This is a genomic window from Pseudomonas sp. UME65 (genome assembly GCF_014170225.1).
GTDB lineage: Bacteria > Pseudomonadota > Gammaproteobacteria > Pseudomonadales > Pseudomonadaceae > Aquipseudomonas > Aquipseudomonas protegens.
In genome coordinates, this window is the sequence record NZ_LZZQ01000011.1 from 259,588 (window position 1) to 272,466 (window position 12,879).

Sequence of the window (12,879 nt, forward strand, 5' to 3'; positions counted from 1 at the left end):
TCAGGCCCTTGCCTGAGATCGTCCCATGGCACCTGGGCGAATGGCGTTATGCCTGTTCGCTCAGGTGTTTATGCACAACGGATGGGTTGCCAGGGCCGGGAACTGTCGAATTTGTGGAGCCGTTCTCATCTTTATGCAACTGGCTGTTTTTTCGGGCTTTTATTTTGTGAACAAAAAATGACCAGTCCGTGAAGGTCATCCAAAGCCAAGCAATCCAAGGCTTTGCCAGAATTCCATCAACAGACTTATCCACAGGTCGCGACAGCCTGTCGCACAAGCGCACAGCATGCTCATCGAGCCAATGGCGCACGGACGCCTGGAGGCTCAATCGAGCACGCTGTGGTTATGCCGTTGTGCTGTGCCCGGGTCGGAACCTATTCCGCCTTTGTGGCCGGGATCGACATTTCATGACGGAACAGGTTGTTGGGGTCAATTGAGGCCTTCAGGTTGGAAAGTATGTTGATGAGTGGTGTGTTCCAGCCGTAGTACAAGTTCAACCAGTCGGGGTCTACAGCGCCTGTAGCGGTGTACTTCATATCGACATCGGGGTAGTTGATGTAGCAGCCATCGTAGGCGGGTCTTTTCGGCTTGCCGCCGTGTACGGCATTGAAGATGTTGCGAATCCAGGCTAGTTGCACCGCGTCATCGGCAGCGTTGGTCCAGTACGTCTGGTATTGGGCTTTAAGCAGTGAGCTTCTTTGAGGGACGGCAGTTGTTCCCATGCCCTTTTTATTGATCGCCCCGCCGTAGGAGTCGATCTGTACCAGCGACTGGCTGAAGCGTTTGTCTGGCGTGGCTTCGGTCAAGTGCGTCAGCAACGCGTTGCAGGCCTGCTCGGAGAACTGTTCGACCTGATAGTCAGACTTGTATTTGCCCCGCTGATTGTTGCCCGAGCCGTTGATCATTTGAGTGACGTACAGCCAATCCATCGCCGTGTGTTCAGCCACCGCCCCTTTGAACTTCCTGCCGGCAAGCGGGTGCCTGAGCGGTGCAATGTTGGGTGCGATGAAACCGTCATGGAGAGTCGGCGTGATGCCCGCCGCGGCATTCATCTTGCTGATGAAGTCGTTGAGCGGTACATCGTTTGCGCCGCCGACCAGGCCATTGGGACCGGTGTATTGGATCGCCAGCACCACATGGTCGGAGGTATCCACATGGTTCAGTTTCAGCAGGGTGAACAATCCACCATTGCCAACCCCTTCCACTGGGCTGGTCGCGGCGGCGTCGTTATCCGAGAACCATTGCCAATAGGCCCGCAGGAAGTTCGAGAAGTTGGGAATCAGCTCTTTCCACGGGTAGGCCAGGGGAATCCAGTAGGCTTGTTGCGGGGCTTGGGGCAGTTGGTCGAAGTAGTAGCCGATGATGATGCCGAAGTTGCCACCGCCGGCCCCGCAACAGGCGGTAAACAATGCCTTGTCTTCGTTCGATGGACTGTCTGCGCGAACATGCCGGAACTTAAGTTGCCGCGAGTTTTCCACAGGCACAAGAATGTCGACGCCGGTTACCCAGTCCACGGTCAAGCCCTGAAGGCGCGATAACAAACCGTAACCGCCGCCGCTGATGTGCCCGCCCAAACCGACCGAATAGCATGAGCCACCAGGAATGGTGCGCCCGGCCTGCTTGTACAGCGACAGGTAACCGTCCCAGTTCTGATTGCCGGTTAATGCCATGAATCGATACTTCTTGTTCTGGCTGTCCCAGGGAGATGTGATGGATTGGCTCTCTTCGTACTTCAGGCCTTTCATTTCACCGATGTCGATAATTGCCAGGCTTTCTGTCTCGCCGCTTAACTTGTTGGAAACAAAACCCTCGTAGCAGTGGCCGCCACTGCGCACCGTGATGCGATAGCCGTCACGCAGTGCCGTATTGGCTGCGGCCAGAACTTCATCGGGTGTCGTACACACATAAATCCGCTTTGCGCCCTGTTCGATACTGGGCGGCCAGCGCAAGTTGAACCCCTTTTGCAGGGTTTCGTAGGTGTGTGACTGAGGGTCTATGACGTTCATGAGTAACTCCCTGTATGTGTGTTGGGACTTGGCGACTTCCTGTCGAAAAATGACCGCTTTAGTTGCGCCAGAGCTGTGGCTTGAGTGCTGCTGGTGTCCAGCTCGCCTTAGAGACTAGTAGGCGTAATGAGCTTGGTTTTTTTCTTTCGTGAAGTTGAGGGGAATCCCCCGGCTTGATCGGCGACTTTCAATGGGTTGTGGGTTACCCATGGGGTGTCCGACGTCCGTTAGTGAGGTCACTGGCCGCAGTGGTTATGCATAAACAGCTTGGGTCGGACCTGTCGTACCAGGCGGTTACGGGCGCTCTGCCAGCAGCAGCAGATTGCGCGGGGTCAAGGGGGCCTCGCAGAAGGTTCCGAGGCGCACGGCATAGCCCTGCTCTTGCAGGAACAGCCCGCGGTCCAACGCCAGCCACAACTCCATGGGGCGGCGGAACAGGCCCCGCAGCAGTTCCAGGTTGCGCACCTGGGCCAGGCGCTGCCAGCCGGCCGCTTCGAGCGCGGCCCAATCCTGGCAATCGACTGTGGATAAGTCCTTGAGGGCGGCGAGGTCGCGGCAGTAGTCGGCGAAGGGTTTGTCCAGCCAGTGGCTGGGCAGGGATGGCGTCGGCAGGTATTCGTCGAGGCCACGCACTTGCCGTTGCAGCAGGTCGAATGCCAGGCGGCGGGCCATGGAGGTGTCGCGCTGACGCCGAACTCGGGCACCGGCAGTGACGGTTTCGCTCATGGGCAAGGCCAGGTCTTCCAGGGACAGGTCCAGGGGGGATGCCTGGGCGGCTGTGGATAAGCCCTGGTAGTGGCTGGCGCGGGTGCGGTTGTAGCAGCAGGGGGCGATGGCCAGCTGTGGACAACCCTGCTGGCTGGCCAGCTGGATCAAGCGCACATGCAGATCGCCGCACGCGTGCAGGGCCACCGGGCTGTGCTCGGCGTGCAGGCGCAGGGCTGTGTCATCGGCCAGCACGTCCTGTTGCAGATGGCGGGCGGGCAAACCGTGGTGCCGGCTCAGTTGCTCGCCACTCTCGATCAGCGCCGGGTCGTATTCCAGGCAGGTCAGTTGCTGCTCGGGTTGCAGCAGGCGCCTGCCGAGGTGGCCCTTGCCGGAGCACCAGTCGAGCCAGTGAGTCGGTGTGCGGTCGAATTGCAGGCAGGCGGCGAAGGCTTCGATCTGCTGCCACTTGCGCCCGGGCACGTCGACATTGAGGCGTGGGTGAGGCGCGGGCAGTGCCTTTATGGGGAGTTCGCCCACCGCACCGAGTGCTCGGGCCTGCTCCGCCAGTGGGGTAAAGGGGGCCGGTGCCTGGAGTTGCTCCGGGTGGTTGTGGGCCGCTTCGGCGTCTTCCAGGGAGCGCTGGCGCAACCACTGGGCGAGTTCGGGATGAGCGGTTTCCCACGGCAGTTGCAGGTGGTTGAACGGACGCGGGCGCCAGAGGGCCTGGTGTTCCAGCAAAAAACGGTCCAGGGCCTGGAAACGGCTGAGCAGCGCAGGGCCTTGGAGAATCGCAGGCATGGTCATGGCGTCCGGGGCAGGCCCGCTCCCTGGCGGGAGCGGGAGAAGATCAGCGTCCCTGGCAGGCGTCGACCCGCAGCCAGCGTTCCAGTTGGCGGAAGGCCTGGACCAGGATGAACGACATCAACAGGTAGAACACCCCGGCGGTGAAGAACATGTCCACCGTCAGGTAGTTGCGGGCGATGATGGTGCGCGCCATGCCGGTCAGTTCCAGCAGGGTCACGGTACTGGCCAGGGAGCTGGCCTTGAGCATCAGGATCACTTCGTTGCTGTAGGCCGGCAGGCCGATGCGCGCCGCCCGCGGCAGGATGATATAGAACAGCGCCTTGGGCCGGGACATGCCCAGGGCCCGCGCGGCTTCGATCTCACCGGGGGGAATGGCCTGGATGGCGCCGCGCAGGATCTCGGCGATGTAGGCCGCGGTGTGCAGGGTCATGGTGGCGGTGGCGCACCAGAACGGGTCGCGCAGGTAGGGCCACATGAAGCTGTCGCGCACCGCATCGAACTGCGCCAGGCCGTAATACACCAGGAACAGCTGCACCAGCAGCGGCGTGCCGCGAAAGAAGAAGATGTAGGCGTAGGGCAGGGCGCGCACGTACCAGAGCTTGGACGAACGGGCGATGCCCAAGGGGATGGCCAGCAGCAAACCGAGAATCACGGCGATGCCCACCAACTCCAGGGTCAGCGTCGCGCCCTGGATGAACTTCGGCAGCCATTTGTAGATGACTTCCCATTCCATTACGTCGTCCTCACAAAGCCGCGGGCGGCGCGTTTTTCCAGGAAGTGCATGCCGGTCATGGCCAGCACGGTCAGGCCCAGGTACATGAAGGCCGCGACCATGAAGAAGGTGAAGGGATGCTTGGCGAAGGTCACGGCGTTCTGCGCGTGGCGCATGATTTCTTCAAGGCCGATCACTGACACCAGCGCGGTGTCCTTCATCAGGATCATGAACAGGTTGCCCAGGCCCGGCAGGGCGATGCGCCACATCTGCGGCAGGATCAGGCGGCTGAATATCCGAAACTTGGAAAGGCCCAGCGCGGTGCCGGCCTCGCGGTGGCCCTTGGGGATGGCCAGGATCGCGCCACGAAACACTTCAGTGGCATAGGCGCCAAAGCACAGCCCGAGGGCGATCACCCCGGCGAGAAACGGACTGAGGGCCAGATCGGGGTTGCCGAAATGCTCGCCCAGCGCGCTCATCATGTTCACCGTGCCGTAGTAGATCAGCAGCACCCACAGCAGTTCCGGGACGCCGCGCACGATGGTCGAATAGGTTTCGCCAAGCCAGCGCAGTGGCTTGTACGGGGAAGTCTTGGCCAAGGCGCCGAGCAGGCCGAGCACCAGTCCCAGGCATAACGCCGAGAGGGCCAGCTTGACGGTCATCAGCGCGCCGGCGGCGAGCGCCGGGCCGAATCCGTAGAGATCGATATTCATGGGGTCTGGATGGCTTTGCTAAGGACCGGCGCCCAGGGGGCGAGCGCCGGTCAGGCAAGTCAGTATCAATAGATGCTGAACGGGAAGTACTTGTCGTTGATCTTCTTGTAAGTGCCGTCGGCCACGATTTCTTTCAGGGCGGCGTTCAGCTTCTCGCGCAGTGGATCTTTCTTGCGCACGGCAATGCCGATCTTGTCGCTTTCCACCATAGGCTCGCCCTTGAACTCATAAGGCTTGCCCGCGTCGCTCTTGAGCCATTCGTAGTTGACGTACTTGTCGGCCAGGATCGCGTCCAGGCGGCCGGACGTCAGGTCCAGGTAGGCGTTTTCCTGGGTGTCGTAGAGCTTGATGGTGATGTCGTCGCCCAGGTTGTCTTCCAGCCAGGTGCCGGCCAGGGTCGCCCGTTGCGCGCCGATGATCTTGCCCTTGAGCGAGGCCTTGTCGGTCTTGAAGTCGGTCTTGGCCTTGGGCGCGATGAACTGCAGCTTGTTGGAGTAGTACGGGTCGGTGAAGTCCACCGCCTGCTTGCGCTCATCGGTGATCGACAGCGAGGAGATCAGGAAGTCGAACTTCTTCGCGTTCAGGGCCGGGATGATGCCGTCCCAGTCGGAGGTGACCACGGTGCACTCGACTTTCATCTTGGCGCACAGGGCGTCGCCGATGTCCTTGTCGAAGCCCACGACCTGGCCGCTGGCGTCCTTGTTGTTGAACGGTGGGTAGGCTGCTTCGATGCCCATCTTCAGGGTCTCGGCGGCAGCGCTGGCGCTGAAGGCCAGGGTGACGGCAGCGGCCAGGAGGATTTTCTTATAGCTCTGCATGCGTGTAGCTCCGTTAGCGGTTGCTGGACATGAATTGTTTGCAGCGTGCCGAAAGCGGGTTCTCGAAGACCTGCTGTGGCGATCCTTGCTCTTCTACCAGACCCTGGTGCAGAAACACCACTTCGCTGGAGACCTGACGGGCAAAGCTCATTTCGTGGGTGACCAGCAGCATGGTGCGGCCTTCTTCGGCCAGGGCGCGGATCACGTTGAGGACTTCCTGGACCATTTCCGGGTCCAGGGCCGAGGTCGGCTCGTCGAACAGGATGACTTTGGGTTGCATCGCCAGGGTCCGGGCGATGGCGGCGCGCTGCTGCTGGCCGCCGGACAGCTGTGCCGGGTAGGCGTGGCGCTTGTCGGCGATGCCGACCTTGGCCAGCAGCGCCTCGGCCACTTCGATGGCCTCGGCCTTGCTCTGGCCCAGCACCCGGCGTGGCGCCTCGATGATGTTGTCGAGCACGCTCATGTGCGGCCAGAGATTGAAATTCTGGAAGACGAACCCGATTTCGCTGCGCAGGCGGTTGATCTGCTTGCCGTCGGCGGCTACCAGCTCGCCGTTTTTCGCGGCCTTGAGCTTGAGCTCTTCGCCGGCCACCAGGATCTGGCCCTGGTGCGGGTTTTCCAGCAGGTTGATGCAACGCAGGAAAGTGGACTTGCCGGAGCCGGAGGAACCCAGGATCGATATCACGTCACCGTCGCGTGCGGTCAGCGAGATACCCTTGAGTACCTCCTGAGTGCCGTAGCGTTTGTGCAAGTTGCGGATTTCAAGCGCGGGCGTGGCCTCAGCCATGTGCGGTCCTCATTGAGTTCATTGTGCTCCTGCTGTTGGGCGGCCTTCCTGGCGAGGCGCCAAGCTAGCATAGGGTTCCAAGCGCAGCCAACAGCGCTACCGGAGGTAAACAGACGGTGTGTGGCAGGTTGTCGCATCAGCACAGAAGACTGTCGCCCCATCAACAACCGAACGCCTGTTTGAACCCTGGATCCGCCTGAAATCCGGTAGGTGTCGCGTAAAAAAAGGCGCGATGGTGCCAGCTTTGGCCGGGTGTTGGAAGGGTTAACGGGCCAAAGGTCATGGATCTGCACTCTAATCGCTCATCGGCTGCTTTTCGGGTGTGTTTTTGGTGCGCCATTTCGTCCTGCAAGTGAGTCGGCCGGTAACGAAATGGCGAAATGCCATTGTTCTCAATGACTTGGGATTTCCATCGGTCGGCTCGCCAACCCTTGTTGCCCGGGGTTCTGTAACATTTTGGCGCAATTCTTGCGTGCGATATAAAGAACGCCCTGTTGGATTCTTTTTACGAGAACGAATGCAGACCGGGTGGAGTTACTCTTTTTTCGTTGCAAAGGTGCTTTTCATGAGCGGTACGCAACTCTCCAATGACCTTGAACAGGGGCTCAAACCGCGGCATGTGACCATGCTGTCGATTGCCGGTGTGATCGGCGCAGGCCTCTTCGTCGGCTCCGGCCACGCCATTGCCGAAGCCGGCCCCGCCGTGCTGCTGGCCTATGCTGCCGCCGGCACCCTGGTGGTGCTGGTGATGCGCATGCTGGCGGAAATGGCCGTGGCTTCGCCGGACACCGGATCGTTCTCCACCTACGCGGACCGCGCCATCGGCCACTGGGCCGGTTTCACCATCGGTTGGCTGTACTGGTGGTTCTGGGTGCTGGTGATTCCCCTGGAAGCCAACGCTGCCGCGACCATCCTGCATGCCTGGTTCCCCAACGTGGCGATCTGGGTCTTCACTCTGGTGATCACCCTGCTGCTGACCGCCACCAACCTGTTCAGCGTGAAGAACTACGGTGAGTTCGAGTTCTGGTTCGCCCTGATCAAGGTGGTAGCCATCATCGGCTTCGTGATCCTCGGCCTCGCCGCCATCTGCGGCCTGCTCCCCAACAGCCAGGTCAGCGGCGTATCGCATCTGGTGGACACCCAGGGCTTCATGCCCAACGGCATGGGCGCGGTACTGGCCGCCATGCTGACCACCATGTTCTCCTTCATGGGCACCGAGATCGTCACCATCGCCGCGGCGGAATCCCACAACCCGGGCAAGCAGATCTCCAAGGCCACCAATTCGGTGATCTGGCGGATCGGCCTGTTCTACCTGGTATCGATCTTTATCGTTGTGGCCCTGGTGCCGTGGAACGACCCGAGCCTGGCCCAGGTCGGCTCCTACCAGACCGTGCTCGACCGCATGGGCATCCCCAATGCCAAGCTGATCGTTGACCTGGTGGTGCTGGTGGCCGTGACCAGTTGCCTGAACTCGGCGCTCTACACTGCCTCGCGCATGCTGTTCTCCCTGGGCAAGCGTGGCGATGCCCCGGCCGCCGCCAAGCGCACCAACGCCAGCGGCACGCCTTATTGGGCGGTGATCCTGTCCACCGCTGCGGCCTTCCTCGCGGTGTTCGCCAACTATGTCGCTCCGGCGGCGGTGTTCGAATTCCTCCTGGCCAGCTCCGGCGCCATCGCCTTGCTGGTGTACCTGGTGATTGCCGTCTCGCAACTGCGCATGCGCCACAAGCGCATGGCTGCCGGCGAGAAGATCGCCTTCCGCATGTGGCTGTTCCCGGGCCTGACTTACGCTGTGATCGTGTTCATCGTCGCGGTGCTGGGCATCATGCTGTTCCAGGAAGAGCACCGGGTAGAGATCCTCGCCACTGGCCTGCTCAGTGTCATCGTCATCGCTGCCGGCCTGATGGTGGCCCGTCGGCGCAAGGCCGAGCGCAATGGTGCCCTGGCACTGAACTGACGGTTTGCTCCGCTCTTTATGAAAAGGCCGCGCTCAGAAATGACCGCGGCCTTTTTCATGTCCGGATGCAACTTGGGGGGGCTGCTGGTGGCGGGCAGAGGCTCGCTCGCGGCCTGGCGACGGGGCGCTTTACCCACCCGGGGCGCCTGCTGATAATCCGCCACTCGGTTAGCTTGGGATGCAGCGATGAAAGACCTGGATATGGATGATGCCGAGTGGGAACTGCTCGACCTCGAATGGCATCAAGGGTTCGCCTTCGTGGAAGGGGCGCTGTTGGTGGAGGAGCGAGCCCGGGACGTGTACCTCATGCTGCAGCGTGAAGGGCGGACCCCGGCTGAGCAGGCTTGCCAGGCCGCGACCGAGCAATTCCCGGCTTCCCCCCTGGTAGAGGGCGAGCCGCTCTGGCGACATCGTGTTCATCGGCACCTGCTGCGTGATGCGCGGGCCGATTATTAAGCGTTGCCCCGTTACTTCGCGCGTTATGGCTACCACCCGTTGCAAGCCTTGCCGGTGCGTGTGTGTCGGGGCTTGCAGACCCTGGGCCATGACCATTGGCGTGATCAGTGCCGTGCCTACTTCTGTCATGACTACGGGCAGGAGGTGATCGACGGCGCGCAGCCTGAGCGCCTGGCGCTTGTGCACCCGGTGCCAGAAAACTGGCCTGCGGGGTCGGTGCTGTTCAGTGACGGGGACAAGGTCTTCCTCGGCGCCCGAGCGATCGCCAGCGCGGAGCAGCAGGTACGCGGTACCAACCATCCGGCTTATCAAGTGATCAGCGGCCAAGTCTGCCGGGGCGGCGTTGTGCTGCATCAGAAGGACGGTTCGCCGTTGCCGATTGCCAATCCGGATGGCTTCCAGATGCTGGCCTGGCGCTGGGGTACGGATGGGCATTCGGTGATCGTCCAGGCGCAGCAGGGCTCGAGCATCGCCTATGAGTATTTCTACCGCATCGACAACGTCGATCTGGCGACTTTCAGCGTGCTCAACGAGCGCTACGCCAAGGACGCACGGCGTGCTTATTACCTGACCGGAAAAACCCTGCGCTATGTCGGTGACTTCCGCCTGCTGAACCGTGTTCAGTCGGTGTTCGATGCCGGTGGCCGGATCTTGAGCCAGAGTGAAGCGGCGGACCCGTACTTTGCCGTGGACGATCAGTTCGTCTACTGCAATGGCACCCGCCTGCGTGGTGCCGATGGCCCGAGTTTCCGTCACCTGGGATTCGATTACTACGCTGACCGGCATCGCGTCTACCGGCGCAGCAAGCCGCTGGACGTGGATGTAGAGAGTTTTGTGGTGGCCCAGCTGGAGCGTGGCGAAGGCAACTATTCGCCGTTGCTGGTGGGTGACAGGCACGGCCCGCTCGGTTCGGATGGGGTGATCGATGACATCATGCTGCAAGAGTGGTCGGCGTACTTCGAGGCGCATCCGCAGTTGCAAGATTATTGGTGGCATCGCTTGCAGGCACCATCGGCGTCAACAGCCCAGGCCTTGCGTTCCATCGGCTCCGGGTTCGAGCTGGGGAGCCAGGTGCACTTCCATGGCCGCCCCATCAATGGTCTGGATGCCGGTAGTTTCAAGCTGCTGGACACACACCTGTGTGGCGACGCCAATGGCTTGTATCTGATCCCCTTTCATCGCGCCGAGACCCGGGTGCCGGAGCGATTCTCTTCGGCCTGCGCCGATCATTACCGTGCCCTGGGCGGCCCGTACCTGACCGATGGCCAGAGGGTTTTTTGCCACAGTGTCTTTTATCAGGTGCCCGAGCCTATGGCCAAAGCGGATCTGGCCAGCTTCGAGTCATGCGGGCATGGCTGGGCCCGGGACAAGGGGGCGGTGTACTACTACGGCGCAAGAAAGAAGCCCCTCGACCCGGCGCACACTCGCGTCATGGGCAGCTACGCCTTCACCGCGACACTGATGTTTGCTGCCGGCAAACCGCTGGAGGTTGAATTCAGCCCGGAGGAAGTGATGGTTCCTCATCCGGACTTTCTGCAATTGGGCACGCGCAAGCTGTTCTGTGGCCGGCGGCCGGTGAGTGCCAAGCGCATCGACCTGGCCAGCCTGGAGTTTGTCGCGGACCGCCATGCTCGCGACAAACAGCGTTTCTACCAGTACGACGGCTACGCGACACTCAGCGAAATCAGCGCCGAGCAGTACCACCAGGCACTGAAGAAGGCCCCGGCAGGGGACGCCGGTTCTGAGAGTTTGGCGTTCTGAAAGGCAAAAAAGGCTGCCGTCAGCATTGACGGTGGCCTTTTTGCTGGATTTGTGACTTGTTACATGGCGTTTCATGGACAGCCCGCTGGCGAAATAGTAGCCTGCGCGCTCTTCGATAAGAGCTCTTGCGTGCCAGCGTGAGAGGAGCTATGGAATAGCGCTGTATTGCAAGGGATTGAATGCTTGTCGGGGCCCTGAATCCGCCTTCTGCCTCTGTCCCTTGTTCCCTGCGTAGCCGCCATGGTTCCTGAGTGTCAGCGCCTGCCTGACAGTCCCGGCTCGAAGAACGAGCATTCAGGGTTCAATGGTGATCGCCCGGCCATTGGTCCCTTAAAGAAAGGGCGGCAAGGAGACGCGCATGGCGTTCACTAAAATCATCTTCAAAAACCCGAACACCGGAGCCATCAAGGAAGCGCCAGTCGGTTTCTCCTGGACCGTGTTCTTCTTCGGCTTCATCCCGGCACTGTTCCGCGCCGACTGGAAATGGGCTGCCATCATGTTCCTGCTGGCCATGTTCACCTTCGGCCTGAGCAACCTGGTGTTCATGTTCATCTACAACAAGCTGTATGTACGCGACCTGATCGGCGCAGGCTTCAAGGCCCAGTCCATCGCCAGCGGCGACCTGAACTTCGCCAGCTCGCGCATCGGCATGGAAATCCCTCGGCTGGAAGCTGCCTGAGCATCACGCCAGGCTATTTAGCTGAAACGGAAAAGGGCGCATTCATTGCTGAATGCGCCCTTTTTTCATGCCCGGAAGAAACTCAGCCTTCGGCGCTGAACAGTGCCTGGGATGCGGCCATGTAGTCGGCCTGGAAGGCCTCGGACTCGATCCAGGCCAGGGCCGTGGCCTCGTCGGCCTCGGTGGACCAGTTACGGTATTCGATCAGCGCCGCAAGGATGAAGTCCGTGGCGCCCTGTTCGCCCTCCTGCTCATAGACCAGTTCCAGCAGCGGGTCCGAGAGGAAGGCCGTGCACAGCGCCTGCTGGCTGGTTTTCTCGGCGTCGCGCATCTTCACGAACAGCTCGGTCAGGTCCACCGATTCGAAGTCGATGCGGCTGTCGTTGGGGTCCAGTTCCAGCTCCGAGGTCGGTGCAGTGCGCTTGGCGCGGTTCTGCTTGGCCTTGGCCTTTGCCCGGGCGGCACGTTTGTGTTGTTTGTCGATCGATGCCATGGGCGTCTTACCTTGTTGCGCAAAGGGGCGGCGCTCGCGGATTCGGGGCGAACGGCCGGTCAGGCGGGAAAGGATGCCAGCAAATCGCTGCGCTGGCACCCGCCAAGGCCTCAAGGCGGGTACCGACGATCCTGCATGGGCCGAGGTCCATTGCGGCGCAGCACCTGTGCCAAAGGTTTTTTGCAGCCTTTTCCCACTGCCTGGGAATCTGATTTCATTTGCCGGGAAACTCCATGCACCATGGCTGCAAGAGGCCGCTATGCACTACCACACGCCCACTGACCGTCTGCTGCAAATACTCGTGGCCCTGGGGCAATCCCCGGAGGCCATGTCTGCCAAGGAGCTGTCGCTGAACCTGCAGCAGCCCCTGAGCAGCACCTATCGCCACCTCAAGACCCTGCTGCGCTGGGGGCTGGCCCAGGACAATGGCCAGGGCCGTTACCTGCCAGGGCCTGCTTGCCTGCAACTGGCGAAGAAGTTCGACCGCGAAGGCCTGCTGGTGACCCTGGCCAAGCCGGAGCTCAACCGTCTGGCCGAACTCAGCCAGGAAAGCGTCGCGCTGATGGTGCCAAGCAACGGGCAGGCGATCTGCATCGAGCTGGTGGACAGCCCGCAGCCCTTGCGCTGCTGCTACCAGAAAGGCCTGGCGCAGCCGCTGCTGCTGGGCGCCTCGGCCAAGGTGTTGCTGGCCTACATGGAGCCTGAGCTGTGCTTGTCGATCCTGCGCCAGCAGGGCGTCGAGGAGGCGGATTTCGCCGCGCACCTGGACAGCTACGGGGCCATTCGCGCCGCCGGGCATGCGGTGAGCCTGAGCGAGATCGATCTGGGCATCTGGGGTGTCAGCGCGCCCTTGCTGGACAGCCGTGACCGCTTGCAAGGCGCCATCAGCCTCATGGCCCCGGCGTTCCGCGCCGAACAGCGCAGTGAGCGGCTGATCCGCTGGACCCGCGAAGCGGCCCAGCGCCTGAGCGCCCGACTGGATTGA

10 protein-coding genes and 1 pseudogene are annotated in these 12,879 nt (G+C 61.5%); 4 read left to right on the top strand and 7 right to left on the bottom strand.

All coding sequences use genetic code 11. The annotated features are described in order from the left end of the window. Nucleotides 1–374: 374 nt before the first annotated feature. The 6 genes from A9971_RS12215 to A9971_RS12240 form a co-directional block, all read right to left on the bottom strand. On the bottom strand, nucleotides 375–2,006 hold the full coding sequence (locus A9971_RS12215; RefSeq protein WP_183000656.1) for a BBE domain-containing protein: 1,632 nt from the start codon (nucleotides 2,004–2,006) through the stop codon (nucleotides 375–377). 294 nt (nucleotides 2,007–2,300) lie between these two features. Beyond that, a complete protein-coding gene (locus A9971_RS12220) occupies nucleotides 2,301–3,512 on the bottom strand; it encodes a methyltransferase (RefSeq protein ID WP_183000657.1) in 1,212 nt (403 codons plus the stop codon). Between the two features lie 49 nt (nucleotides 3,513–3,561). Continuing rightward, entirely contained in the window at nucleotides 3,562–4,251 is a 690-nt protein-coding gene (locus tag A9971_RS12225) for an ABC transporter permease (protein ID WP_011058716.1), read from the bottom strand. Further along, nucleotides 4,251–4,943: an ABC transporter permease gene (locus A9971_RS12230; protein WP_011058717.1), complete on the bottom strand. Its 693-nt coding sequence runs from the start codon at nucleotides 4,941–4,943 to the stop codon at nucleotides 4,251–4,253. Before A9971_RS12230 ends, A9971_RS12225 begins: the two co-directional genes overlap by 1 nt. Nucleotides 4,944–5,008: 65 nt before the next feature. After that, nucleotides 5,009–5,761 carry an ABC transporter substrate-binding protein gene (locus A9971_RS12235; protein ID WP_011058718.1) on the bottom strand — a complete coding sequence of 251 codons (753 nt, stop codon included), beginning with the start codon at nucleotides 5,759–5,761 and terminating at the stop codon, nucleotides 5,009–5,011. A 13-nt stretch (nucleotides 5,762–5,774) separates the two neighbouring features. Further along, the gene (locus A9971_RS12240; protein ID WP_011058719.1) at nucleotides 5,775–6,548 is read right to left on the bottom strand and encodes an ABC transporter ATP-binding protein; all 774 of its coding nucleotides are present in this window, start codon (nucleotides 6,546–6,548) and stop codon (nucleotides 5,775–5,777) included. 565 nt (nucleotides 6,549–7,113) lie between these two features. On the opposite strand from A9971_RS12240, the gene gabP reads away from it, so the two are divergent. From gabP to A9971_RS12255, 3 genes and pseudogenes are all read left to right on the top strand, one after another. Further along, nucleotides 7,114–8,505 carry a GABA permease gene (gene gabP, locus A9971_RS12245; RefSeq protein WP_011058720.1) on the top strand — a complete coding sequence of 464 codons (1,392 nt, stop codon included), beginning with the start codon at nucleotides 7,114–7,116 and terminating at the stop codon, nucleotides 8,503–8,505. Between the two features lie 186 nt (nucleotides 8,506–8,691). Beyond that, nucleotides 8,692–10,722: pseudogene (locus A9971_RS12250) on the top strand (DKNYY domain-containing protein). A gap of 358 nt (nucleotides 10,723–11,080) precedes the next feature. Further along, a complete protein-coding gene (locus tag A9971_RS12255) occupies nucleotides 11,081–11,401 on the top strand; it encodes a hypothetical protein (protein ID WP_011058722.1) in 321 nt (106 codons plus the stop codon). A gap of 82 nt (nucleotides 11,402–11,483) precedes the next feature. Here A9971_RS12255 and A9971_RS12260 read toward each other — a convergent pair whose 3' ends face one another. Next, a complete protein-coding gene (locus A9971_RS12260; protein ID WP_041115261.1) occupies nucleotides 11,484–11,894 on the bottom strand; it encodes a hypothetical protein in 411 nt (136 codons plus the stop codon). Nucleotides 11,895–12,153: 259 nt separating this feature from the next. On the opposite strand from A9971_RS12260, the gene A9971_RS12265 reads away from it, so the two are divergent. Next, on the top strand, nucleotides 12,154–12,879 hold the full coding sequence (locus A9971_RS12265) for an IclR family transcriptional regulator (RefSeq protein ID WP_019093890.1): 726 nt from the start codon (nucleotides 12,154–12,156) through the stop codon (nucleotides 12,877–12,879).

Bases quoted from the DNA above. Each gene is read 5' to 3' on its own strand.
- A9971_RS12230 (WP_011058717.1), bottom strand. From the start codon at position 4,943: ATGAATATCGATCTCTACGGATTCGGCCCGGCGCTCGCCGCCGGCGCG.
- A9971_RS12240 (WP_011058719.1), bottom strand. From the start codon at position 6,548: ATGGCTGAGGCCACGCCCGCGCTTGAAATCCGCAACTTGCACAAACGC.
- A9971_RS12235 (WP_011058718.1), bottom strand. From the start codon at position 5,761: ATGCAGAGCTATAAGAAAATCCTCCTGGCCGCTGCCGTCACCCTGGCC.
- gabP (WP_011058720.1), top strand. From the start codon at position 7,114: ATGAGCGGTACGCAACTCTCCAATGACCTTGAACAGGGGCTCAAACCG.
- A9971_RS12215 (WP_183000656.1), bottom strand. From the start codon at position 2,006: ATGAACGTCATAGACCCTCAGTCACACACCTACGAAACCCTGCAAAAG.
- A9971_RS12220 (WP_183000657.1), bottom strand. From the start codon at position 3,512: ATGCCTGCGATTCTCCAAGGCCCTGCGCTGCTCAGCCGTTTCCAGGCC.
- A9971_RS12265 (WP_019093890.1), top strand. From the start codon at position 12,154: ATGCACTACCACACGCCCACTGACCGTCTGCTGCAAATACTCGTGGCC.
- A9971_RS12255 (WP_011058722.1), top strand. From the start codon at position 11,081: ATGGCGTTCACTAAAATCATCTTCAAAAACCCGAACACCGGAGCCATC.
- A9971_RS12225 (WP_011058716.1), bottom strand. From the start codon at position 4,251: ATGGAATGGGAAGTCATCTACAAATGGCTGCCGAAGTTCATCCAGGGC.
- A9971_RS12260 (WP_041115261.1), bottom strand. From the start codon at position 11,894: ATGGCATCGATCGACAAACAACACAAACGTGCCGCCCGGGCAAAGGCC.